The sequence below is a fragment of the Mesorhizobium sp. Primo-A genome (genome assembly GCF_003997175.1).
GTDB classification, from domain to species: Bacteria; Pseudomonadota; Alphaproteobacteria; order Rhizobiales; family Rhizobiaceae; genus Mesorhizobium; species Mesorhizobium ciceri.
The window spans coordinates 260,171-281,963 of the sequence record NZ_RZTG01000011.1; the positions used below are offsets into that span (position 1 = coordinate 260,171).

At 63.6% G+C, this 21,793-nt stretch carries 24 protein-coding genes; 14 read left to right on the plus strand and 10 right to left on the minus strand.

Translation table 11 applies throughout. The annotated features are described in order from the left end of the window. Positions 1 to 24 precede the first annotated feature (24 nt). Both groL and EOC83_RS21695 read left to right on the plus strand, forming a co-directional pair. Positions 25 to 1,656 carry a chaperonin GroEL gene (gene groL, locus EOC83_RS21690; RefSeq protein WP_013530534.1) on the plus strand — a complete coding sequence of 544 codons (1,632 nt, stop codon included), beginning with the start codon at positions 25 to 27 and terminating at the stop codon, positions 1,654 to 1,656. 250 nt (positions 1,657 to 1,906) lie between these two features. Beyond that, positions 1,907 to 2,404, plus strand: a complete 498-nt coding sequence (locus EOC83_RS21695; RefSeq protein ID WP_063168667.1) for a GAF domain-containing protein — start codon at positions 1,907 to 1,909, stop codon at positions 2,402 to 2,404. Positions 2,405 to 2,412: 8 nt separating this feature from the next. Here the strand turns inward: EOC83_RS21695 and EOC83_RS21700 are convergent, their stop codons facing one another. The 6 genes from EOC83_RS21700 to EOC83_RS21725 form a co-directional block, all read right to left on the minus strand. Next, complete coding sequence (locus tag EOC83_RS21700; protein WP_063168666.1) at positions 2,413 to 3,462, minus strand: dienelactone hydrolase; 1,050 nt, start codon at positions 3,460 to 3,462, stop codon at positions 2,413 to 2,415. A gap of 175 nt (positions 3,463 to 3,637) precedes the next feature. Next, positions 3,638 to 4,717, minus strand: a complete 1,080-nt coding sequence (locus EOC83_RS21705; protein WP_063168665.1) for an AraC family transcriptional regulator — start codon at positions 4,715 to 4,717, stop codon at positions 3,638 to 3,640. 99 nt (positions 4,718 to 4,816) lie between these two features. After that, a complete protein-coding gene (locus EOC83_RS21710) occupies positions 4,817 to 5,872 on the minus strand; it encodes a YeiH family protein (protein WP_063168664.1) in 1,056 nt (351 codons plus the stop codon). Between the two features lie 141 nt (positions 5,873 to 6,013). Next, a complete protein-coding gene (locus EOC83_RS21715) occupies positions 6,014 to 6,391 on the minus strand; it encodes an ester cyclase (protein WP_024501791.1) in 378 nt (125 codons plus the stop codon). A 109-nt stretch (positions 6,392 to 6,500) separates the two neighbouring features. After that, positions 6,501 to 7,946 (minus strand): PAS domain S-box protein, encoded by a 1,446-nt coding sequence (locus tag EOC83_RS21720; RefSeq protein ID WP_013530540.1) that lies wholly within the window; start codon positions 7,944 to 7,946, stop codon positions 6,501 to 6,503. A gap of 121 nt (positions 7,947 to 8,067) precedes the next feature. Next, positions 8,068 to 8,967 carry a LysR family transcriptional regulator gene (locus tag EOC83_RS21725; RefSeq protein ID WP_063168663.1) on the minus strand — a complete coding sequence of 300 codons (900 nt, stop codon included), beginning with the start codon at positions 8,965 to 8,967 and terminating at the stop codon, positions 8,068 to 8,070. Positions 8,968 to 9,117: 150 nt separating this feature from the next. Between EOC83_RS21725 and EOC83_RS21730 the strand changes: the two genes are divergently transcribed. After that, positions 9,118 to 9,513, plus strand: a complete 396-nt coding sequence (locus tag EOC83_RS21730; RefSeq protein WP_027160872.1) for a cupin domain-containing protein — start codon at positions 9,118 to 9,120, stop codon at positions 9,511 to 9,513. Between the two features lie 391 nt (positions 9,514 to 9,904). Here EOC83_RS21730 and EOC83_RS21740 read toward each other — a convergent pair whose 3' ends face one another. Further along, on the minus strand, positions 9,905 to 10,495 hold the full coding sequence (locus tag EOC83_RS21740) for a cation diffusion facilitator family transporter (RefSeq protein WP_063168662.1): 591 nt from the start codon (positions 10,493 to 10,495) through the stop codon (positions 9,905 to 9,907). Positions 10,496 to 10,813: 318 nt separating this feature from the next. Here EOC83_RS21740 and EOC83_RS21745 point away from each other — a divergent pair, with 318 nt between their 5' ends. The 11 genes from EOC83_RS21745 (at position 10,814) to arsK (ending at position 19,611) form a co-directional block, all read left to right on the plus strand. Beyond that, positions 10,814 to 11,293: a GNAT family N-acetyltransferase gene (locus EOC83_RS21745; RefSeq protein WP_024501788.1), complete on the plus strand. Its 480-nt coding sequence runs from the start codon at positions 10,814 to 10,816 to the stop codon at positions 11,291 to 11,293. A gap of 15 nt (positions 11,294 to 11,308) precedes the next feature. Continuing rightward, on the plus strand, positions 11,309 to 11,692 hold the full coding sequence (locus EOC83_RS21750; RefSeq protein ID WP_063168661.1) for an ACT domain-containing protein: 384 nt from the start codon (positions 11,309 to 11,311) through the stop codon (positions 11,690 to 11,692). Between the two features lie 160 nt (positions 11,693 to 11,852). After that, entirely contained in the window at positions 11,853 to 13,286 is a 1,434-nt protein-coding gene (locus tag EOC83_RS21755) for an aldehyde dehydrogenase family protein (protein WP_063170298.1), read from the plus strand. A 144-nt stretch (positions 13,287 to 13,430) separates the two neighbouring features. Then, a complete protein-coding gene (locus EOC83_RS21760; protein ID WP_013530547.1) occupies positions 13,431 to 13,853 on the plus strand; it encodes an MbcA/ParS/Xre antitoxin family protein in 423 nt (140 codons plus the stop codon). After that, positions 13,847 to 14,548 carry an RES family NAD+ phosphorylase gene (locus tag EOC83_RS21765; RefSeq protein WP_063168660.1) on the plus strand — a complete coding sequence of 234 codons (702 nt, stop codon included), beginning with the start codon at positions 13,847 to 13,849 and terminating at the stop codon, positions 14,546 to 14,548. Before EOC83_RS21760 ends, EOC83_RS21765 begins: the two co-directional genes overlap by 7 nt. Positions 14,549 to 14,618: 70 nt before the next feature. Continuing rightward, the gene (locus EOC83_RS21770) at positions 14,619 to 14,951 is read left to right on the plus strand and encodes a metalloregulator ArsR/SmtB family transcription factor (protein ID WP_013530549.1); all 333 of its coding nucleotides are present in this window, start codon (positions 14,619 to 14,621) and stop codon (positions 14,949 to 14,951) included. Between the two features lie 92 nt (positions 14,952 to 15,043). Further along, positions 15,044 to 16,108: an ACR3 family arsenite efflux transporter gene (gene arsB, locus EOC83_RS21775; protein WP_164747183.1), complete on the plus strand. Its 1,065-nt coding sequence runs from the start codon at positions 15,044 to 15,046 to the stop codon at positions 16,106 to 16,108. Next, positions 16,105 to 16,527: an arsenate reductase (glutaredoxin) gene (gene arsC, locus EOC83_RS21780; protein ID WP_063168658.1), complete on the plus strand. Its 423-nt coding sequence runs from the start codon at positions 16,105 to 16,107 to the stop codon at positions 16,525 to 16,527. The genes arsB and arsC overlap by 4 nt, the downstream gene beginning before the upstream one ends. A 63-nt stretch (positions 16,528 to 16,590) precedes the next feature. Continuing rightward, positions 16,591 to 16,908 (plus strand): metalloregulator ArsR/SmtB family transcription factor, encoded by a 318-nt coding sequence (locus tag EOC83_RS21785; RefSeq protein ID WP_063168657.1) that lies wholly within the window; start codon positions 16,591 to 16,593, stop codon positions 16,906 to 16,908. Positions 16,909 to 16,952: 44 nt separating this feature from the next. Beyond that, positions 16,953 to 18,374, plus strand: coding sequence for an NAD(P)-binding domain-containing protein (locus tag EOC83_RS21790; RefSeq protein WP_082826512.1), 1,422 nt, complete (start codon positions 16,953 to 16,955; stop codon positions 18,372 to 18,374). Then, positions 18,367 to 19,611 (plus strand): arsenite efflux MFS transporter ArsK, encoded by a 1,245-nt coding sequence (arsK, locus tag EOC83_RS21795; RefSeq protein WP_063168656.1) that lies wholly within the window; start codon positions 18,367 to 18,369, stop codon positions 19,609 to 19,611. The genes EOC83_RS21790 and arsK overlap by 8 nt, the downstream gene beginning before the upstream one ends. Positions 19,612 to 19,621: 10 nt before the next feature. Here arsK and EOC83_RS21800 read toward each other — a convergent pair whose 3' ends face one another. From EOC83_RS21800 to EOC83_RS21810, 3 genes are read right to left on the minus strand one after another with little or no spacing between them, the layout of a single operon-like run. After that, entirely contained in the window at positions 19,622 to 20,350 is a 729-nt protein-coding gene (locus tag EOC83_RS21800) for an amino acid ABC transporter ATP-binding protein (RefSeq protein ID WP_024501778.1), read from the minus strand. A gap of 56 nt (positions 20,351 to 20,406) precedes the next feature. Then, the gene (locus EOC83_RS21805; protein ID WP_063168655.1) at positions 20,407 to 21,081 is read right to left on the minus strand and encodes an amino acid ABC transporter permease; all 675 of its coding nucleotides are present in this window, start codon (positions 21,079 to 21,081) and stop codon (positions 20,407 to 20,409) included. Next, positions 21,078 to 21,749 carry an amino acid ABC transporter permease gene (locus EOC83_RS21810; RefSeq protein WP_013530557.1) on the minus strand — a complete coding sequence of 224 codons (672 nt, stop codon included), beginning with the start codon at positions 21,747 to 21,749 and terminating at the stop codon, positions 21,078 to 21,080. Before EOC83_RS21810 ends, EOC83_RS21805 begins: the two co-directional genes overlap by 4 nt. Between the last annotated feature and the right edge of the window lie 44 nt (positions 21,750 to 21,793).

The following is a 21,793-nucleotide window of genomic DNA, read 5'->3' on the forward strand; positions in this document are numbered from 1 at the left end:
CTCCGAACGTACTGGATAAAAATCATGTCTGCCAAGGAAATCAAATTCTCCACCGACGCGCGCGACCGCATGCTGCGCGGCGTCGAGATCCTTACCAATGCTGTGAAGGTCACGCTCGGCCCCAAGGGCCGCAACGTCATCATCGACAAGGCCTATGGCGCGCCGCGCATCACCAAGGACGGCGTCACCGTCGCCAAGGAAATCGAGCTTGCCGACAAGTTCGAGAACATGGGCGCCCAGATGGTGCGCGAAGTGGCCTCGAAGACCAACGACCTCGCCGGTGACGGCACCACCACCGCCACGGTGCTGGCCGCCTCGATCCTGCGCGAAGGCGCCAAGCTGGTCGCCGCCGGCATGAATCCCATGGATTTGAAGCGCGGCATCGACCAGGCGGTTTCCGCCGTGGTCAAGGAAATCCAGGCGCGCGCCAAGAAGGTCAAGTCGTCGGCCGAGATCGCGCAGGTCGGCACCATCGCCGCCAATGGCGATGCCAGCGTCGGCGAGATGATCGCCAAGGCTATGGACAAGGTCGGCAATGACGGCGTCATCACCGTCGAGGAAGCCAAGACCGCAGAGACCGAACTCGACGTCGTCGAAGGCATGCAGTTCGACCGCGGCTATCTCTCGCCCTATTTCGTCACCAATGCCGACAAGATGCGCGTCGAGCTGGAAGAACCCTACATCCTCATCCACGAGAAGAAGCTCGGCAATCTGCAGGCGATGCTGCCGATCCTCGAAGCGGTGGTGCAGAGCGGCAGGCCGCTGCTGATCATCTCCGAGGACGTCGAGGGCGAGGCTCTGGCGACGCTGGTCGTCAACAAGCTGCGCGGCGGCCTCAAGGTCGCGGCCGTCAAGGCGCCTGGCTTCGGCGATCGCCGCAAGGCGATGCTGGAAGACATCGCCGTGCTCACGTCGGGCCAGATGATCTCCGAGGACCTCGGCATCAAGCTCGAAAACGTCACCATCGAGATGCTCGGCCGCGCCAAGCGCGTGCTGATCGAGAAGGACACCACCACGATCATCGACGGTGCCGGCACCAAGGCGACCATCCAGGCGCGCGTCGCTCAGATCAAGGGCCAGATCGAGGAGACGACGTCAGACTACGACAAGGAAAAGCTGCAGGAGCGGCTGGCCAAGCTCGCCGGCGGCGTTGCCGTCATCCGCGTCGGCGGCGTCACCGAGTCGGAAGTCAAGGAAAAGAAGGACCGCATCGACGATGCGCTGAACGCCACCCGCGCGGCGGTCGAGGAAGGCATCGTGCCCGGCGGCGGCGTCGCTCTGCTGCGTGCCCGCTCGGCGCTTGGCGGCCTGACCGGCGCCAATGCCGATGTCACGGCCGGCATCACGATCGTGCTGCGGGCGCTCGAAGCGCCGATCCGCCAGATCGCCGAGAATTCCGGCGTCGAAGGCTCAATCGTCGTCGGCAAGCTCACCGACAGCAAGGACCACAATCAGGGTTTTGACGCCCAGAACGAGGTCTATGTCGACATGATCAAGGCAGGCATCGTCGATCCGGCGAAAGTGGTGCGCACCGCACTCCAGGATGCCGGCTCGATCGCAGCCCTTCTGATCACCGCCGAAGCGATGATCACCGACGTTCCGGCCAAGGATGCAGCACCTGCGGGTGGCGGCGGTGGCGGCATGGGCGGCTACTAAAACCCAGGATTTGTCCGATCTGTTGGAGATGTGAATGGCGGCCCCGATCGGGGCCGCTACGATTCTCAAGATGATCATCGCAAAGTTTACGCAGTCGCCCGGCTCAGTCCCGGGAGGCAATCATGATCTTGCGGCTTTCGAAGGGGACGCAATCCACGCTAGACTGTCCAGGCGGCCGTCTGGTTGCGGAGCTCGCCGGACTTTGGCAAGCGATCGGACGAACCGCCATCCCCGACACGGAGACACGTTCATGTTTGCGGCCAAGGCCATCGACACCTCAGACAAGCCCGCGTTCTACCGCGACCTCGCCACCCAATTGAAGGCGCTGCTCGAGGGTGAGCGCGATTCGATCGCCAACGCCGCCAACACCGCAGCACTCATCTTCCAGATGGTGCCGGACCTCAACTGGGCCGGTTTCTATTTCCTGCAGTCGGACGAGGAAATGGTGCTCGGGCCTTTCCAGGGCAAGCCGGCCTGTGTGCGCATCGCCGTCGGCAAGGGCGTGTGCGGAACGGCGGTCGAACTCGGCACCTCGATGCTGATCAAGGACGTGCATGATTTTCCCGGCCACATCGCCTGCGATGCCGATTCGCGCTCGGAACTGGTGGTGCTGCTCGAGGACGATGAAGGCGTCTTCGGCGTGCTCGATCTCGACAGCCCGCTGCCCGGCCGCTTCGACAAGGCCGACCAGGCCGGCATCGAGACGCTGGCGGCGATCTATGCCGCGGCGAGTTCGTTCGAGGACTGAGCTGCGTCCTACGGCTCGGTCTTCAGCGCGCGATTGAAAGCTGCAATCGTCATGTCGATCAGTTGCGCGTGAATATCACCGCGCGATCGTGCTCCACCGTCATCGCAAACCGGGTCGCCGATCTGTTCGGCCGCAATGATGCCGGCAGCGCCGGGCTTACATTCGCCGAACATGCTGTAGTGGCTCGCATCCGCGATCGTCGCATAGCTCGCCTTTGAAATTGCTTTTGCGATCTCGGATGCGTCGGCGGTCACGGGAATCTTTCCTGGTCGGCCAAGATTGACGATAGCGACCGGAATTTTGATACCGGCAAAGCTTTTGACATCGAAGACATCGGATGGGGCAGGATCGATCGCCATGGCGAAATGAATGCGCTCATCCCGGTTGTCCCGACCGGCGGCCTGCAAATCCATGGCGTGAAGATCGACGCCGCTTTGCCTGACCCAGTCGCAGAGCGAGGCATTGAGCAGGTCCGTATCGCAATAGGCCGCCAGCAATTTCGGATCGATGCGGGCACCGGCTATCGCCAGCGCCGTGTTGCCGCCCATGGAAAGACCGAGGACGCCTACTTTGCCTTGTTCGAGGTGCCCTGCGAAGAAAGCGTCCTTCGCCGTCGCGGTCAGGGCAGCCGTGAGATCGGCGGGCCGCAACCAGAGTTTCATCGTCTCGGCGGCGGATCTGTTTTTCCCCGTATTTCCCGGGTGTGTGGGAGCGGCGACGACGAATCCCTGCCTGGCCAGAGGCGTTGCAATCCAGCTCAGGGCGTGTGGGGTTCCCGCCAGGCCAGCGCCATGCGAAAGCAGGATAAGCGGGAATTTTCCGCCAGCGATAGGCGCATCGCGCATGGCGGCCGTTCCGGCGAAAAGCGCGGTGTCGCCTGATATAACCATCTCGCCGCCCGGTTGCGCGGGATACCAGACCGTCACATCGAGATCGATGCCGCGCTCCTTGGATGGGGCAGGGAACTGACGAACGCCGACATTGTCGCCGGCGTCTGCGGGGTGTTGCATGAGCGCCGTGGAAACAGCGACGGCGCAGAGCATAGTCCAGAATTTCATTGAAATCTCCGTTGTCGAACGCGCCCTATAGGTGGCAAGGCCGGAGGCTACAGCGTCCGGGCAAGCTGGCGGTCATGTTCGATTGCAGTGTTAGCGACCCAATGTCAGCGGATCGGAGCGAAGTCCGCGACCTTGATCGCGATCAAGGACGTGCTTTATCGCGATTGAGTACCGTTCAGTGCGGAACGGCGCTGCCGATTTCAGCCGCCCGCCGGTTCGCAAGCGAGGGCGCCGCGTCAGGCGCGTTCCGGTCCCGCCAGGCGAGCGGGGTCATATCGGTGACGCGGCGGAATTCGCGGTTGAAGTTCGACTTGGTCTGGAAGCCGACCGCAAACATGATCTCCGTCACGGACTGATCGGTCTCGCTCAGCAGCCGGCAGGCCTCGGTGATGCGGTGTCCGTTGACATATTGCGAGACGTTCCTGGCCGTGGCCCGGTTGATCGCCATTGAGATCTGCCGTGCTGGAATTCCGGCGCGCCGGGCAAGCCGGTTGAGGTTGAGATTGGCGTCGCGATATAGTTTTTTCTCCTGCATCAACTCGTTGACCCTGGCGATCGCATCGGCGTTCTCGCCGGCGTCGGGTGGGGACGAAGTCTCGACGGGCTCGGCGGCATTGAGCGGGACATGGCTTTGGCTGGCCGCAGCCGCCGCCATGCCGACAATGACGAGCATGAAAAGATTGCCGATGCCGATCACGGTTGCCGCGCGAGCGCCATGTCCCGACGCCAGATCGAAGGACACCAGCATGTCGACGGCTCCCGACAGGCACAGCGTAGCTGCCGCGAAAAGGATGGCCCTGTAGACCGGGACCGCGCCGTCGAAGGGCGCAAGGCGAAGCCCGTCGGCGCCGGAGCGAAGCAGCCAGAGAATGGCGGCGGCGTAGGTGAAATCGATTGATGTCAGCGCCACGTCGATCGCCTCGCGCCAAAAGATTATCAGCATGATGATGATGACCGCGGGTGTCGCGTGGAGCCCCAGCAGGGCCGGCCACCGGCGGTCGCTGGTGCGAACCAGGCTCGATACGCCGGCGTAGAGCAGAGACGGCATGATCGCGGCGGATACGGGGGCGATATAGCCGACTTCGCTGATGCCATAGCCCCAGCGCAGTCCGGTGAGCACCGATTGCAACGCTGCAACAAGGATCAGGGCGAGAAACGGCAGGTTCGGTGCTGCCTCATCCTGGCGGCTGGCGACGACCCAAAGCAGGATGAACAGCGACAGGGCGACGACGAAGGGTAAGGGAACAAACGGCATGGATCGGGTGCGGGCTCGCGTGTTGATGCGCGGCAGACCGTAGCCGATGTGATTTGATTCCCAAACTCGCTTGTGCCGTCTGCGTGCCGGCGATCAAGCTCAGGCGAACTTCACCAGCATCAGGCTGAAGCAGCCGATGAACAGGAAGGCCGAGAAGGCGAGCGCCAGCGGGCGCAGGCCGCGCGAGCGCAGCTGAGAGATGTCGGCCTGCAGGCCCATGGCGGCCAGGCCCATGGTCAGCATGATGGTGGTGGCGAGCGCCATTGCCGATTTCATCTCGGTGGGCACCGTGACCAAGCTGTTCAACGCCACGACAGCGACGAAGGCGGCGACGAACCACGGCATGGGCGGCCGCGCCGCCACCTCACTGCTGCTCCTGCCGCGCGCCATCAGGCCGAGCGCGACGACCATCGGCGCCAGCATGGCGACGCGGGTCAGCTTGGCGACGGTGGCGATCTCGCCGGACTGGGTGCCGTTCTGAAAGCCGGCGCCGATGACTTGCGCCACCTCGTGGATCGAGGCGCCGGCCCACAGGCCGAAAGCGTGCTGGTCGAGGCCGAGCATGGGCGCCATGAGTGGGAAGCCGAGCATGGCGACGGTGCCGAACAAGGTGATCGAGGCGACGGCGTAGGTGACGTCCTCGTCGCGCGCATCGGTGACGATGTTGGTGGCGACGATGGCCGAAGCGCCGCAGATCGAGGTGCCGGCGGCGATCAACTGCGCCAGCTTGGCGTCGACGCCGATCAGCCGGCCAAGCGTGATGGTGAAAACGAAGGTGGCGCCAAGCGTCGCCGCGACAATGCCGACGCCGCCAGCGCCGATCGAGACCACCTGGCCGAGCGTCAGCTGGAAGCCGAGCAGCACGATGGCGAAGCGCAACAGGCGCTTTTGCGAGAATGCGATACCGGCTTTGGCGTGCACGGGCGTGCCGAGCACGTTGGAGTAGATCATGCCGGCGACGACGGCGAGGATCATTGGACTGAACAGCGCGAAGCCGGAAACATTGCGCGCCGAGAAGGCGACGGCAGTGATCATCGTGACCAGCACGATGCCGGGGACGATGCCATTCCAGCTAAGGGATTTTCGCCCTTGCGCGACATCGGCAGGAAACGCGCTTTTTGGAATATCGTTCGCGAAGTGGGAAACGGAAGACAATGCAATGCTCCAGGCGAGTATGCCGGGAGAATGCCATTCCTAAACCAATCTTTCCAACGAATTATTTTCGTTAGAATGATCGATTTTTACGAACGATCCACGGGCGCTGCCGCGCAGACGTCGCTTTCTGGGCGACCTGGATTAAAGCTGCGCCTCGATCGCGGCCTTGTCGATCACCGACCAGACGTTCCTGATCCGGTCGTCGAGGAATTCATAGAAGACGTTCTCGCTGAAGGACACCTTCCTGCCGTTTATAGGGAGCCCGAAGAAGGTTCCCTTCGGCGTGCAGTTGAACTGAAGCCGGCTGGCTAGGAACGGCGGTTCGGCGATCAGCAACTGGATATCGAAATAGAGGTCTGGGATTTCCCGAAAATCGCGCTCCAGCATGTCCTGGTAACCCGACAGTCCGACGCGGTCGCCATTGTAGTGCACCTCGTCATGAACGAAGCGATGCAGCTTCTGCCAGTCCTGATTGTTGAGGCAGGCGATGTAGCCTCGATAGAGGTCGGTCACGGTCACGGCGATGGCTCCGGTGCTGATGCCCGCCATATTGCGACAGGGCTGAAGGCCAGGACGTACAATAAAAGCAACACATAGCGGGCCGTAGTCCTGTTGCCAGTGCCCAAGTTCAGGGAACAATTCCGAATTCGTGTCCGCTCATCACCTGGTCCAACGCACGCTGATCAACGTGCTCGCTGTCAACCGAGGCCTCAAGTTGGGTCAACGGTGCTTGCAGCGTCCAGGTGACACCGTGGCTATCATGCTCGAGAACACCGGTGCCGCTCACCGCGGCTGGAGCGACGCGCCGCAGCACCACGCTGCCGAAACCACCATGGCCGATCGTCTGTACTTCAGGACCATCTCTCTCTTTCCAGATCAGCTGGAACTGTTTCTGGCCGACCAGTCCGGTTACCTTCCATTGCACCGTTATCGTTCCCTCTGCGGCCGAAAGGACGCCGTATTTAGCGGAATTGGTCGCGAGTTCATGAAACGCTATGCCGAGGTACTGGACGGCATTGGGGCTCAGCGTCAGGGAAGGGCCCGACATTGAGATCCGCTCCTCGTTGCCGAACGGTTTGGCCTGCGCAAGCAGCAGTTCGAAGATCGTGGCGCCCTTCCAGTCGCCGGAAACCAGAAGGTCATGCGAGAGCGACAACGCCATGATGCGCTCGCGCACCTGACGTTCGAACTGGGCCGGCGTCGATGACCGCTTGCTGGTCTCCCGGATCATCGAGATGATGACGGAATACTGGTTCTTCACCCGGTGGTTGACCTCGCGCATCAGCATGCGGATGCGATATTCGTTCTCCTTGGCTACTGATATGTCGCGGGCGATCTTCGAGGCGCCGACGATCTGCCCGACGGCGTTGCGCACCGGCGAGATTGTCAGGGATACGGGCACAAGGCTGCCGTCCTTGCGGCGGCGGATGGTTTCGTAGGTCTCGACCTGCTCGCCTTTGCGGATGCGCTCCAATATGCGCGGCTCTTCGTCCAAATGGTCGTCCGGTATCAGCATAGTTACCGACCTTCCGATTGCTTCGTCGGCGGTGTAACCGAACAGACGTTGGGCGGCTGAGTTCCAGCTCCTGATGACTCCGTTCAAATCCTTGCTGACGATGGCATCGAAGGAAGACTCCACGATGGCTGACAGATGATGCCTGGCCTCGTCGGCATGATGGCGGTCAGTGAGATCGAACAGCATATTGACGGCGCCGACCAGTCTGCCCTGCTCGTCATGAAGCGGTGTGGGATAGGGAAGGAACGGCACACGCGTGCCGTCCGGGCGTTGGGAGATAGCCGACTGGTTTCTGACCGGCCGGTTCTCCTTTAGCGCGACAGCCATCGGGCATTGGTCATGCGGCAACACTTCACCGTCGGTCGTGAACAGCTTGTGCGTCACACACCATTGGTCTTTTCCGAGCTCGGGTTCGCGCCCAGCGAAATCTGCCGCGGCCCGATTGAAATAGGTGATCTTGCCTTCGGTGTCGGTGGTGTAGATTGCTACGGGAAGATTATCGAGGATTTGGTGGGGCAGATCAAAGGTCGAGCTCGAGGTTTTCGTCACTTGCGCCACGTATAGGAGTTCCAGTTAACCGCAGTGAACGCGGTGCCGCGGAAATGGTTCCGCGACCATTTCCGGGGATAGTCACCGCAGGCGGCGGCGAGTCAAAGCCGGGTGGAAGCTGCTCACCGACTTACTCCTTGCCCCGGTAGCGCAGCGCGTCGACCAGCAGCGAGAAGGCCGGCGTGGCTTGCCGGCGGCTGGGGTAATAGAGATGGTAGCCGGGGAAGGGCCCGCACCAGTCGGCGAGCACACGCACCAGCCGGCCGTTGGCCAGATGGGCCGTCACCTGCTCCTCAGGCAGATAGGCAAGGCCGAGGCCGGCGAGCACCGCGTTCATGCGCAGAGCGGCCGTGTTGAACACAAGCTGGCCTTCGACCCGAACCTTCAGCTCGCGTCCGGCCTTCTCGAACTCCCAGGCATAGAGCCCGCCATAGGTGGGCAGCCGCAGATTGATGCAATTGTGGGTGGTCAGGTTCTGCGGCGTGCGCGGCTTTGGTCGGGTAGCGAAATAGGCTGGCGAGCCGACCACCGCCATGCGCATGTCGGGGCCGATGCGCACCGCGATCATGTCGCGCGCCACCTGTTCGCCCAGCCGCACGCCGGCGTCGAAGCGCTCGGCGACGATGTCGGTCAGTCCATAGTCGACGATGATCTCGACCTTGATGTCGGGATAGTCGGGCAGCAGCGGGGCGATCGCCGGCCACAGGACCGCATCGGCGGCGTGCTCACCGGCGGTGATGCGGATGGCGCCGGCGGGTTTTTCCCGCAATGCGCTCAAGGCAATGAGCTCGGTCTCGATCTCGTCCAGCCGCGGCCCGACGGTGCGAAGCAGCCGCTCCCCGGCTTCGGTGGGCGACACGCTGCGCGTGGTGCGGGTCAGGAGCCGTACACCCAGCCGCTCCTCCAGCGCCCGCACCGTGTGGCTGAGCGCCGATTGGGAAACCCCGAGCTTGGCCGCCGCCCTGGTGAAGCTTTCCTCGCGCGCCACAGCGAGGAAGGCGGTTAGCTCGTTCAGGTTGTCACGTGGCATTCATGAGCCCCCTTCATAAGATCATGCTGGATATAGCACCTAATCGGCACCAATCGCAGACCCTAGATAGGCGTTATCACACCGGGCACCTCCGGCCGTCTCTAAAGCCGGGCGGTCGTGTCATGGCTGTTGCCAGGAAGGGACAAAACCATGGACATCACGCGAAACGGCTCTCAGGCCTCGGCCAAGGGATCGGCCGACTATTTCACCGGTGCGGTGCGCATCGACGCGCCGTTCAAGGGCAGCGAGCCCGCCCGGGTCGGCGGCGCCACCGTGACTTTCGAGCCCGGCGCGCGCACCGCCTGGCACACGCATCCGCTCGGCCAGACGCTGATCGTCCTCTCGGGCGCCGGCCTGGCGCAGCGCGAGGGCGGCCCGATCGAATCGATCCAGCCCGGCGACATCGTCTGGTTCGCGCCCGGAGAGAAGCATTGGCATGGCGCCGCGCCGACCACGGCGATGAGCCACATCGCTATCGCCGAAGCGCTCGACGGCAAGGTCGTCGACTGGTTGGAGCATGTCAGCGACGAACAATACGGGATTTGACCAGGTATCGGCGCGTGGCGCCGAGTTCAACGCCCGAACTCTACGAAGGAGACCAACATGACCGATGTTCCAAGGCTGAAAAGCCCATTCTCCGATATCGCTCCCGCGCTTGGCAGATACAGCCCTGGATCGTTCCGATCCCCGGCACCACCAAGCTCAATCGCCTCGAAGAGAACATCGGATCGGTCACTGTCGCGCTGACGGCGAACTGCCGACATCGAGAACGCGGTCTCGGCGATCGCCGTACAGGGAGCGCGCTATTCTCCGCAACAGGAAGCAAGGATCGATCGCTAGAGCCAGGCGCAGGCTGAGGGCACTCGACGACCGGGTAGCCATTCCGGCCGACGGCGCAGGAGTTGAGGGGATCGTGCGCGGATCGGGTGGCAGCGTTTCAGTTTGAAATTTGGCCTTCTGCGAACTCGCGTCTTGCGGCCGTGAAAACCTCGCGGGCAGCATCCGCATTCATGACGGCGATTGCCAGCCCAATGACGATATCGGGCCAGGCCGAATTCCACACGAATGCGGTGACCAGGGCAGCGGCAATGATTGCCACATTGGCCAGGACGTCGTTGCGCGCCGACAGGAAGGCGGCGCGGGTGAGGCTGCCGCTGTGATGGCGATAGCGAGCGAGCATGAGCGCGCACGACAGGTTGACGAGCATCGCGCCAGCCGCCGTGAGCGTTAGCGGAACGAGAGCTGGCGGAATTGGAATGTTGAATTTCTCCCAGGCTGTCCAAAGGGTCGCCAATGCGGGGATCAGAAGTATCCCGGCCAGCGCCATTCCGAGCCGCGCTCGATTGCGGACGGTCCAGCCCAACGCGACCATGATCAGGAGATTGACGGATGCGTCCTCCAGAAAATCGATGCTGTCCGCGAACAGCGATACCGATCCGATCCAAACGGCTACGGCAAATTCGATCCCGAAATAGGCCAGGTTCAGGATGGCCACCATCCGCACCGCTTTGTTCAGCGTCCCGGTCATAGTTTGCCCATCGATTAGCTGCCGTTGGCACAAAGCATATAGCGATTCTATGCCCTGCGGGCGCGAGGACCAGAACCTTGTCGCCGATGCGAGACACTGTCGATCGAGCGGTCGCCTTGACATCGCCGCGCTTCCTGTTCCAACTTGGCGCCATGTTCGTTTTCGCGCCCGCCAACACCAAGCGACGTCGCCCCTGCACAGTGCGGAGCGGCAAGCTGATTGCGCGACGACAAAGACCGGCAGGATAGACCCGGTTCTTTCGTTTCCAGCCCCGCCCGCGAAACCGCCGGCGGGATTTTTCATGTCTGGAGCAGTTTGATGACCAACAATTCTTCCATCCGGCTTCGGCCGGCCGCGCCCGCTGACGCCGCCGCGATCCGGGATATCGTGCGCGCCGCCTATGCCAAATGGGTAGCGGTGATCGGCCGCGAGCCTCTGCCGATGCGCGCCGACTACGAGAAGGCTGTTGCCGAGCATCCGTTCGATCTCGCCGTCGAGGATGATCGGATCGTGGGAATGATTGAAACCATGCTGGCCGAGGATCATCTGTGGATCGAGAATGTCTGTGTCGCACCGGATGCGCAGGGCAGGGGGATTGGCCGGCTGTTGCTGGAGTGGGCCGAGCGCAAGGCGATCGAGTCGGGCCGCGACGAGCTTCGCCTGCTGACCAATGGCGCGTTCGAGGCGAACGTATCGCTCTACAAGAGGCAGGGCTACATAGTGGATCGGGACGAGCCGTTCATGGGCGGCATGACGGTCTATATGAGCAAGAGGCTAGCGGGATCACCGGCGATCTGAGGAAGGATTTCGATAATGGCTGCCAAGGTCAAGCTTAAGCAACTCCCGGGGTCTTACGCGGTTTCCCGGCTGGCGGCGGGCGAAACCATTCCCGGTTGGGCGGACGGACCAGGCTTCGTCAGCATCACAAGGACCGACGACGAGCTTTCGATCGTTTGCCTGCAGGACCGCGTGCCGCATGCCGTCAAGCAGGATATCGACTGGGTGGCCTTCAAGCTCCTGGGCCCGTTCGCCTTCGACGAAACCGGTATCGTGCTGTCGGTCATCAGGCCGTTGTCGGAAAACGGGTTGGGCATCTTCGTGGTGTCCACTTTCGATGGCGACCATCTCCTGGTGAAAGCCACGGATCAGGCCGCGGCGAGGCGGTTTCTGGTCGAGGCCGGGCATACCTTGCTGTAGTCCATCCTCACCAAGCCGGTTGCTGCCCAACCGCTCTGGCTCAATCACTGCCGCACTGGCTCAACCACTTCGGGGGTTGTGTTTGACAGCGGCGTTTGTGCATCGTTATCTCCAGCCAGATATGACGGCCCGGCGCGACCATGCGGCCAAGGAGAAAACCATGTCACACAATCTGCAGTTCTACATCGATGGCGCGTGGGTCGATCCTGTTGTGCCCAACCCATTGGACGTCATCGATCCCTCGAATGAGGACGCTTTTGCGCAGATTTCGCTCGGCTCCAAGGCCGATGTCGACAAGGCGGTGGCTGCCGCCAAGCGCGCCTTCAACGGCTTTGGTTTCACCGAAGTTAGCGAGCGGCTCGACCTGTTGAATCGCATCATCGCGGTCTACAAGAAGCGCAGTGGCGATCTTGCGGTTGCCGTGTCGCGCGAGATGGGCGCGCCGCGCCAGATGGCGTTGGACAGCCAGGTCGGCATTGGGCTGGCGCATCTGACCAAAATGGCCGAGACGCTGAAGGCTTTCGAATTCCGCCACGTGAAGGGCAATCATCTCGTGGTCAAGGAGCCGATCGGTGTCGTCGGGCTGATCACGCCGTGGAACTGGCCGCTCAACCAGATCACCTGCAAGGTGGGTCCGGCGCTCGCCGCCGGCTGCACCATGGTGCTCAAGCCATCCGAGATCGCGCCGCTCGACGCCATCATCTTCGCCGAGATCCTCGACGAGGCCGGCGTGCCGAAGGGCGTCTTCAACCTCGTCAATGGCGACGGACCGGGCGTCGGCCAGGCGTTGTCCAGCCATCCTGACATCGACATGATGTCGTTCACCGGTTCGACCCGCGCCGGCATCCTGGTGGCCAAGGCCGCTGCCGACACGGTCAAGCGCGTGCATCAGGAGCTTGGTGGCAAGTCGGCCAACATTCTGTTCCCCGACGTCGACCTCGCAAGCGCGGTCAGCAAGGGCGTGGCCGGTTGCTTCAGCAACAGCGGCCAGTCCTGCAACGCGCCAACGCGCATGTTCGTGCCGCGCGAGCGCCATGACGAGGCGGCCGGCTATGCCAAGGTTGCGGCGGAAAAATTCACCGTCGGTCCGGCCGACGCTGCCGGCACCAAGCTCGGCCCGGTCGTCAGCCAAGTTCAGTTCGACAAGATCCAGGACCTGATCCAGGCCGGCATCGACGAGGGTGCGACGTTGGTCGCCGGCGGCCCCGGCCGTCCGGCCGAACTCAACCGCGGCTACTATGTCAGGCCGACGGTGTTCGCCGACGTTACCCACGACATGCGCATCGCGCGCGAGGAGATCTTTGGGCCGGTACTGGCGATCATGCCCTATGACAGCGTCGACGAGGTGGTCGAGACCGCCAACGACACCGTCTATGGCCTCGCCTCCTACATCCAGGCCAAGGACATGAAGAAGGCGCGCGAAGTCGCGGCGCGCATGCGCACCGGCAATGTCTACATCAACTATCCCCAGTGGGACGCCGGCCTGCCGTTCGGCGGCTACAAGCAGTCGGGCAATGGCCGCGAATATGCCGAATACGGACTTGAGGATTTCCTCGAGATCAAGGGCATCGCGGGATATGAAGCGGCTGAGTAGGCACCGTACAGTGTGATGCAATAAAGGGCGCGGCCTGCGGTGTGGGCCGCGCCTTTTCATTTTGCAGCCAAGCCTTGCCATCTCCGCATTCTTGCCAATTGGCAAATACATGCTATATATCTGCCAATCAGCAAGGTGAACGCAATGCAGCTTCAATCCATCGTCACCACGCCGGCCACGTTCGGAGCCGCTATCTCGGATGAAGAAGCGGGCGCGCTGGCGCGCACAACGGTCAATCTGTTCAAGGCCTGGAACCTCACCGACCTGGAGGCCTGCATCCTGCTCGGCGGTATGTCGGCGCGCACCTGGGCACGCTGGAAGACTGGGGCGAAGGAAGGTGGCATCGGCAGGATCGACCGCGACCTGCGCACCCGCATGGCGCATCTGATGGGCATCCACAAGGGCCTGCGCTACCTCTTCACGGAACCGGCGCGCGGCTATGCCTGGATCCGCAAGCCCAATGCCACCTTTGGCGGCCAGTCGGCGCTCGACCTGATGCTGCGCGGCGAAATCTCCGATCTCTCGGCGATGCGCGAATGGCTCGATGCGGAGCGTGGTGCATGGTGAGTGGGCTTGCGGTCCGTCGCCGCGTCGACTGGCACCAGACCTTCCGCATCATCCGTTCCATCCACCCACCGATCGACCTGTTCGAAGACATTGCCGACCCGCGCGACTGGGAGGCGCTTGCCGCCGTCGAGGCGAAGACAAACCCACGCATAAGGTTCGAGATCGGCGATCTCGGCAAGGTTTCGGCCGCAAGGCGGATTTCCGGCCCCGGCGCCAGTTTCGTGATGGCGCCCTTCGTGCATTGCTCGACGCTCAGACCAGGCCGCTTCTCGGATGGCAGCTACGGGATTTATTATGCGGGTGACAGCGAGGAGGTGGCGCTGGCCGAGACCATTCACCACCATCAGAAATTCATGCGCGCCACCAACGAAGGGCCGGGCTGGACGGCGGATTTCCGCGTGCTGATCGGCAACGTCGACCGCGACCTCGATGACGTCAACGCCGTGCCCGGCGTGCTCGACCCGGACGACTATTCCGCCTCGCAGGCGGAAGGGCGGGCGCTGCGGGCAGCAGGCAGCGACGGGCTGGTGTGGAACAGCGTGCGCATGCCGGGCGGCGGCTGCATCGGCATCTTCTGGCCCGATGTCATTGCCATTCCAGTGCAGGGCCGCCACTACAGCTACCACTGGGATGGTGCCCGGGTGGACTTCGTGCGCCAGCACGATACGGGAAAGGTGCTTGCCGTCACATCATAGCGGCGGACATCCTTTACAGATCGCGGGGGAGTCGATATTCACGAATCCATAAATCCAAGGATTCGGATATATGAATAGGAAGGGCACTTTGAACGCGCTGGCCGCACTTGGCCAGGAGACGCGGCTGGATGTCTTCCGGCTGCTCGTGCGTGCCGGCCCGGAAGGCATTCCAGCCGGCGAGATCGCAACGAGGCTGGACACGGTCCAGAACACCATGTCGGCGCATCTGAAGGTGCTCGCCCATGCCGGGCTGATCCGTCCCGAACGCGACGGAAGGACCGTGCGCTATGTCGCCGACATGACCGGCTTGCGCGACCTGCTGGCCTATCTGATGGAAGATTGCTGCAATGGCGCGCCGGAGCTCTGCCGCCCGGTCATCAATGCCGTGACCTGTGACTGCTGAGGGGCTTGTGACTGTCCGCCGCGCGCCGTTCGAACAAGGAAGCCATCATGACCGATCATGCTCTGAACACAGCTGAGGCGGTGCGGCCCGGCATCGGCTTCGTCGAGAAATATCTGACGGTGTGGGTGGCACTGTGCATCGTCGCGGGCATCGCGCTTGGCCATCTGCTGCCGGGCGTGTTCGGCGCCATCGCGTTGGCCGAGATCGCCAGGGTCAACATTCCTGTCGCCGTGCTGATCTGGCTGATGATCGTGCCGATGCTCTTGCGCGTCGATTTCGCCTCGCTGGCCAAGGTCGGCACCTATTGGCGCGGCATCGGCGTGACGCTGTTCATCAACTGGGCGGTGAAGCCGTTCTCGATGGCGCTGCTGGGCTGGCTCTTCATCGGCTGGTTGTTCCGGCCGTGGCTGCCCGCCGTGCAGATCGATTCCTACATTGCCGGGCTGATCATCCTTGCCGCGGCGCCGTGCACGGCGATGGTTTTCGTCTGGTCGAACCTGACGCGCGGCGAGCCGAATTTCACGCTGTCGCAGGTAGCGCTCAACGACGCTATCATGATCGTTGCTTTCGCGCCAATCGTCGGCCTGCTGCTCGGCCTGTCGGCGATCACCGTGCCATGGGGCACGCTGATGCTGTCGGTCGCACTCTACATCGTCGCGCCGGTGATCGTCGCGCAGTTGGTTCGTGGCCGGCTGCTGGCAGCGAGGGGACAGGCCGGGCTTGAGGCCCTGCTTGCCACGCTGCAGCCCCTGTCGCTGGTTGCCTTGCTGGCGACGTTGGTGCTGCTGTTCGGCTTTCAGGGCGAGCAGATCATCGCGCAGCCATTGGTGATCGTGCTGCTGGCGGTGCCGATCCTGATCCAGGTCTATTTCAATTCCGGTCTTGCCTATCTGCTCAACCGCCTCAGCGGCGAACGACACTGCGTGGCTGGACCATCGGCGCTGATCGGCGCGTCGAACTTCTTCGAGCTGGCGGTGGCCGCCGCGATCGCGCTGTTCGGGCTGAATTCTGGCGCGGCCCTTGCCACTGTGGTCGGGGTGCTCATCGAGGTTCCGGTCATGCTGTCGGTGGTGTGGATCGTGAACCGCAGCAAGGGCTGGTACGAGATGGGCGGCGCCGTCCGGAATACCATGTCGGCTGAGAGGACCTCGAAATGACCATCACCATCTACCACAATCCCGATTGCGGCACGTCGCGCAACACGTTGGCCATGATCCGCCAGTCGGGCGAGGAGCCGGAGGTGATCGAATATCTGAAGACGCCGCCATCGCGCGAAAGGTTGGTCGACCTGATCGCGGCGATGGGCATTACACCGCGCGCCCTGCTGCGCGAGAAGGGCACACCCTATGCCGAACTCGGCCTTGCCGACCCGAAATGGTCCGACCAGCAGATCCTCGATTTCATGCTGGCACATCCGATCCTGATCAACCGGCCGATCGTCGTCAGTCCGCTCGGCGTCGTGCTGGCGCGGCCGTCGGAAAAGGTGCTGGACATTCTGCCCAATCCGGACATCGGCACGTTCACCAAGGAGGATGGCGAGGTGGTCATTTACGCCTCGGGCAAGCGCCCCGGTTGACGCTATTTCCATAATTTTCGAAATTGGGTTGACGGCGCGAAAAGTGCTGCGTAGCTTATTTCCATGAGACTCGAAAAAGCAGCCGCGCAGCTTGAAGCGCTCGGCAATCCGACGCGGCTTCAGCTCTATCGCATCCTGGTGCGGGCCGGTGATGACGGGCTTGCCGTCGGCAGCGTCCAGGGCAGGCTCGACATTCCGTCCTCCACGCTGTCGCATCACCTCAAACGGCTGGTCGATACCGGGCTTGTCACGCAGGAACGGCAAGCGACGACGCTGATCTGCCGCGCCAACTATCCCGGCATGAATGCGCTGATCGGCTATCTCGCCGACGAGTGCTGCGCCGACGCCTGTGCGCCCGCCGTCGGCAAAGCACTGGCCTGATTTTTCTGCGCGTATAATTCGAAGATACCGGAAGGATCGAACCTATGGACATGATGACAGATCTTCCCGTCGCGGTAATTGGCGCCGGCCCGGTCGGCCTTGCCGCCGCGGCGCATCTGGTCGAGCGCGGCATCTGTCCACTCATCCTGGAGCGCGGCGAAAGCGTTGGGGCCGCACTGCTCGAATGGGGCCATGTGCGGGTGTTCTCGCCTTGGGAATACAACATCGACGCGGCGGCGCGGGCGCTGCTCGACCGCTCCGGCTGGACGGCGCCGGACAGCCAGGGCCTGCCGACCGGCGGCGAGATCGTGCGCGACTATCTGGCGCCGCTTGGCCGGCTTCCGGCGATCGCCGCCAATCTGAAGCTCGGCGCCGAGGTCACCGCGATCACCCGTCAGGGGCACGACAAGGTCGCCAATGACGGCCGCAAGGACGCGCCCTTCGTCATCCGCTACCGCGATGGCGGCGGTGAGCACCGCTTTCTCGCACGCGCCGTCATCGACGCATCCGGAACATGGTGGCGGCCAAACCCGATCGGCATCGACGGGCTGCCGGTTGCCGGCGAAGGCAAGGCGTCGGCACGCATCGCCTATGGCATTCCCGACGTGGTCGGCAAGGCGAGAGAAGACTATGCGGGCAAGCGCATCCTGGTCATCGGCGGCGGGCACTCGGCCATCAACGTCGCGCTGGCGCTGATGGAGTTGCAGGATGGCGTGCCTGGCACCGAAATCTTCTGGGCGCTGCGGCACGCCAGCATCGAGAGATTGCTCGGCGGCGGGCTGAACGACCAGTTGCCGGAACGTGGCGCGCTCGGGCTGGCCGCCAGGCAGGCGATGGCGGACGGCAGGCTGAACATGCTGACGGGCTTCGCCGTCGACCGCATCGAGACGCAAGGCGAGAAGCTTGCCGTCGACGCCCACCTCGCCGGCAAGCCGTTCAGCATGGCCGTGGACCGCATCGTCGTCACCACCGGCTTCAGGCCAGACCTGTCGTTCCTCGGCGAAATCCGCATCGCGCTCGATCCCGTCGTCGAAGCGCCGCCGGCACTGGCGCCGCTGATCGATCCGAACTTCCACTCATGCGGCACGGTTCCCGCGCATGGCATTGCGGAGCTCGCGCATCCCGAACCCGGTTTCACCATCGTCGGCTCGAAATCCTACGGCCGTGCCCCGACCTTCCTGATGGCGACCGGCTACGAGCAGGTCCGCTCGGTGGTGGCCGATATTGCCGGAGACCATGCCGCGGCCCGCGAGGTGCGGCTGGTGCTGCCGGAGACCGGCGTGTGCAGTGCCGTCGGTGTCGCGACGGTATCGGAAAGCGCCGGCTGCTGTGGCGGGCCTGCTCCCGCCGCTGTCGATGCCTGCTGCGTCAGGGATGCGGACGCCAAGGCAACCGGCGCATCGGGTTGCGGCTGCGCAACCGATGCCGAGCCGAGAAGAGCCGTATCGGCCGGCATCGATGCCTGACCGGTCCGTCCTGCGCAAGGCGATCTGGGCGCTTGGGCTGACCCAGATCATCGGCTACGGCACGCTCTATTACAGCTTCTCGATGCTGGCGCCGGCAATGGCACGCGAGTTCGGGCTCACGGAAGGCTGGGTATTCGCAGCCCTGTCGGCCTCGCTGTTTGCCGGCAGCCTGTTCGCGCCGACTGCCGGGCGGTGGGCCGACCGCTTCGGCGCCGGCCGCCTCATGACCGTCGGCTCGGTCGCGGCGGCTGTGGCGCTGGCGCTGTGCGCCGTCGCACCCGGCCGCGTGAGCTTCGTTCTGGGATTGCTGGCGATGGAACTGGCCTCCAGCTTCGTCCTCTACAGCGCTGCCTTCGTGTTGATCGTGCAGGTCGGGGTTCCCCGGCCGCAACGCAGCATCACCCATCTGACGCTGATCGCCGGGTTTGCCTCTACCCTGTTCTGGCCGCTGACCTCGGCGCTGCATGCGCATCTCACATGGCGCGAGGTCTACCTTTTGTTCGCCGCTCTCAATCTCGGCCTATGCCTGCCGATCCACGCCTGGCTGATGCGCCTGTCGCGTCGCCACGCAACGGTCACGCCGCATGAGCGCGGCTCCGCCCCCGATGAAGCGGGAATGCCGCTCGATGCGCGGCGCGGCCGGGCCGCATTCCTGCTGATGCTGGCGGGGTTCGCCACCGAAGGCTTCGTGCTGTCGGCGATCCTCATCCACATGGTGCCGCTGACGGCGGCCCTTGGGCTCGGCACCGCAGGCCTCTTCGTCTCGACCCTGTTCGGGCCGGCGCAGGTCGCCAGCCGGTTGATCAACATGCTGTTTGGCGGGCGGCTGCAGCAGACGCACCTTGCCGTCATTGCCGCGTCACTGCTCACGGCCGGGCTGTGTGCGCTGTTGCTGACCACGCCATGGCTGCCCGGCGCCTTCGTGTTCGTGTTCCTGTTCGGCCTCGGCTCCGGCCTCACCAGCATCGTCGGCGGCACCTTGCCGCTCGAACTCTTCGGCCGCGAAGGCTATGGCGCGCGGCTGGGATGGGCGAGCGCTGCCCGTCAGTTCACCTCGGCCTTTGCGCCGTTCGCGCTCGCCTTCATGATGGCGCGGACATCGGTCGCCAATTCCCTGTGGGTGCTGGTGGTCGTCGCCGCGAGCGGCGTCATCGCCTTCCTCGCCATCGCGCTGCTCAGGCGGCGCGGCGGCCCGGCAGCGTTTGCGATTGGCGGCAGCGCGGAAGAGGCGACCTGACCGCCCGCCTTTAGTGCCGCAGAATCTTGCTCAGGAAAGCGCGGCTGCGGTCGGTCTTGGGGTGTGAGAAGAACTCGTCGGGCGTGCCGCTTTCGACGATGGCGCCAGCGTCCATGAACACCACGCGCTGGGCGACCTTGCGGGCAAAGCCCATCTCGTGCGTCACCACCATCATGGTCATGCCTTCCTCGGCGACCGCGACCATGACGTCGAGCACTTCGGAAATCATCTCGGGATCGAGCGCCGAGGTCGGCTCGTCGAACAGCATGATTTTGGGCCGCATGCCGAGGCAACGCGCGATCGCCACGCGCTGCTGCTGGCCGCCGGAGAGCTGTGCTGGATAGGCATTGACCTTGTCGGCGAGGCCTACCTTGGCCAGCAATTCGCGGCCGGCCTTTTCGGCTTCGGCACGCGGGATCTTGCGGACATGGATGGGGGCGAGCGTGACGTTTTCGAGTGCCGTCTTATGCGGGTAGAGGTTGAACGACTGGAAGACGAAGCCGATCTCGGTGCGCAGCTGGGTCATGTTGGTGGCGGGGTCGCCCAGGCGCTGGCCGTCGACGACGAGATCGCCGTCCTTGATCGCCTCCAGGCCGTTGACGCAGCGGATCAGAGTGCTTTTGCCCGAGCCGCTCGGGCCGCAGACGACGACCACTTCGCGCGGTTCGACGCTGAGCGTGATGTCCTTGAGCACGTTGAGCGAGCCGAACCATTTGTTGACGCCGCGAAAGTCGATCATGCCGGTTTTGGCAAGGCCCGTTTTGGTCATGTTTTCTGGACCTTTGGGGTTGGAAGTCACAACTGCACCTCGGCATGCGCCGCGCCCATGCGCTGCTCCAGCCGGCGGGCCAGCATGATCAGCGGATAGCAGACGATGAAATAGCCGACGCCGACGAGGAAGAACACCAGCAGGCCGTTGGGCACACGCTGCACCACCAGCCAGCCGACGCGGGTGAGGTCGGTCAATCCGATGGCCGAGACGACAGAAGAATCCTTGATCAGCAGCACATACTGCCCGACCAATGGCGGCAGCACGATGCGCATCGCCTGCGGCAGCACCACCTGGCGCATGCGCTGCCAGCGCGACAGGCCGGACGCCAGTGCCGCCTCGACCTGGCCTGTCGGCACCGAGCGGATGCCGGCGACGACGATCTCGCAGATGAAGCAGGCAGCCAGATTGGTCAGCGCGATGATGCCGGCGGTGAAGGCATCGAGTTCGATGCCGAACTCAGGCAGGATGAAGAAGATCAGGAAGATCTGCACCAGGAACGGCGTGCCGCGGATCAGGTCGACCCAGGCCCCGATCAAACCCGAGATCAGACGGTTGCCGCCGGTCCGCAGGATGCCGAGGGCGAAGCCGAGCAGCGTGCCGAGCACCAGGCTGATCAGCGACAGCAACACGGTCATGCCGAGGCCGCGCAGGGCCAGTGGATAGGAGCCGGCGAGGCTTTGCAGTTGTTGCCAGATCATGTCCGCGCCCCCGCTGTGCCGAGCCAGCGGCTGGAGAGCCCAGCCAGTCCTTTCAGGCCGTAATAGAGCAGCAGATAGAAGGCGGCGATGGTGAGGAAGCCTTCCGCCGGCATGAAGCGGTCGGAGGCGAGCAATTGACCGGCGCGTGTCAGTTCCGAAACCGAGATCAGCGACAAAAGGGCGGAATCCTTGACCAGCACGATCGCCTGGCCGAGCAGCGGCGGGATCGTCACCTTGAAGGCTTGCGGCAGGACGACAAGGCGCATGCGCTGGACATAGGTCATGCCCGAAGCGACGCTGGCCTCGACCTGGCCGCGCGGGATCGACAGGATGCCGGCGCGAATGATTTCAGCGATATAGGCGCCGCTGTTCAGCGACAACGCGAGGATGCCGACGACGAGTTCCGGCAGAACGAAGCCGAGCCGGGGCAGGCCGAAATAAAGAAAATAGAGCTGCGCCAGCAAGGGCGTGGCACGCACCGCATCGATATAGGCCTTGGCCGGGGCGCGAAACAGCCAGCCGCGCTGCAGATTCATGGCGCACAGCACGATGCCGACGATGAGCGCGCCGACAAAGGACAGCGCCGACAGCCAAACGGTCGTGACCAGGCCCTGTCCGAACAACGGCAGGTATTCGACGATGGTGCGGAAACTGAAATTTTCGAGCATCGTTGGGTGAAATCCCCAGAGCGCAGGCAACGACAGATGAAACG

What these genes read in the sequence shown, in the direction of transcription:
- EOC83_RS21740 (WP_063168662.1), bottom strand. Translation starts at nt 10,495, where the DNA reads ATGACCGGGACGCTGAACAAAGCGGTGCGGATGGTGGCCATCCTGAAC.
- EOC83_RS21705 (WP_063168665.1), bottom strand. Translation starts at nt 4,717, where the DNA reads ATGCCGTTTGTTCCCTTACCCTTCGTCGTCGCCCTGTCGCTGTTCATC.
- EOC83_RS21765 (WP_063168660.1), top strand. Translation starts at nt 13,847, where the DNA reads ATGGTGAGTGGGCTTGCGGTCCGTCGCCGCGTCGACTGGCACCAGACC.
- EOC83_RS21810 (WP_013530557.1), bottom strand. Translation starts at nt 21,749, where the DNA reads ATGCTCGAAAATTTCAGTTTCCGCACCATCGTCGAATACCTGCCGTTG.
- EOC83_RS21770 (WP_013530549.1), top strand. Translation starts at nt 14,619, where the DNA reads ATGAATAGGAAGGGCACTTTGAACGCGCTGGCCGCACTTGGCCAGGAG.
- EOC83_RS21695 (WP_063168667.1), top strand. Translation starts at nt 1,907, where the DNA reads ATGTTTGCGGCCAAGGCCATCGACACCTCAGACAAGCCCGCGTTCTAC.
- arsK (WP_063168656.1), top strand. Translation starts at nt 18,367, where the DNA reads ATGCCTGACCGGTCCGTCCTGCGCAAGGCGATCTGGGCGCTTGGGCTG.
- EOC83_RS21700 (WP_063168666.1), bottom strand. Translation starts at nt 3,462, where the DNA reads ATGAAATTCTGGACTATGCTCTGCGCCGTCGCTGTTTCCACGGCGCTC.
- EOC83_RS21800 (WP_024501778.1), bottom strand. Translation starts at nt 20,350, where the DNA reads ATGATCGACTTTCGCGGCGTCAACAAATGGTTCGGCTCGCTCAACGTG.
- EOC83_RS21745 (WP_024501788.1), top strand. Translation starts at nt 10,814, where the DNA reads ATGACCAACAATTCTTCCATCCGGCTTCGGCCGGCCGCGCCCGCTGAC.
- EOC83_RS21805 (WP_063168655.1), bottom strand. Translation starts at nt 21,081, where the DNA reads ATGATCTGGCAACAACTGCAAAGCCTCGCCGGCTCCTATCCACTGGCC.
- EOC83_RS21750 (WP_063168661.1), top strand. Translation starts at nt 11,309, where the DNA reads ATGGCTGCCAAGGTCAAGCTTAAGCAACTCCCGGGGTCTTACGCGGTT.
- EOC83_RS21725 (WP_063168663.1), bottom strand. Translation starts at nt 8,967, where the DNA reads ATGCCACGTGACAACCTGAACGAGCTAACCGCCTTCCTCGCTGTGGCG.
- EOC83_RS21730 (WP_027160872.1), top strand. Translation starts at nt 9,118, where the DNA reads ATGGACATCACGCGAAACGGCTCTCAGGCCTCGGCCAAGGGATCGGCC.
- EOC83_RS21755 (WP_063170298.1), top strand. Translation starts at nt 11,853, where the DNA reads ATGTCACACAATCTGCAGTTCTACATCGATGGCGCGTGGGTCGATCCT.
- arsC (WP_063168658.1), top strand. Translation starts at nt 16,105, where the DNA reads ATGACCATCACCATCTACCACAATCCCGATTGCGGCACGTCGCGCAAC.
- EOC83_RS21790 (WP_082826512.1), top strand. Translation starts at nt 16,953, where the DNA reads ATGGACATGATGACAGATCTTCCCGTCGCGGTAATTGGCGCCGGCCCG.
- EOC83_RS21760 (WP_013530547.1), top strand. Translation starts at nt 13,431, where the DNA reads ATGCAGCTTCAATCCATCGTCACCACGCCGGCCACGTTCGGAGCCGCT.
- EOC83_RS21785 (WP_063168657.1), top strand. Translation starts at nt 16,591, where the DNA reads ATGAGACTCGAAAAAGCAGCCGCGCAGCTTGAAGCGCTCGGCAATCCG.
- groL (WP_013530534.1), top strand. Translation starts at nt 25, where the DNA reads ATGTCTGCCAAGGAAATCAAATTCTCCACCGACGCGCGCGACCGCATG.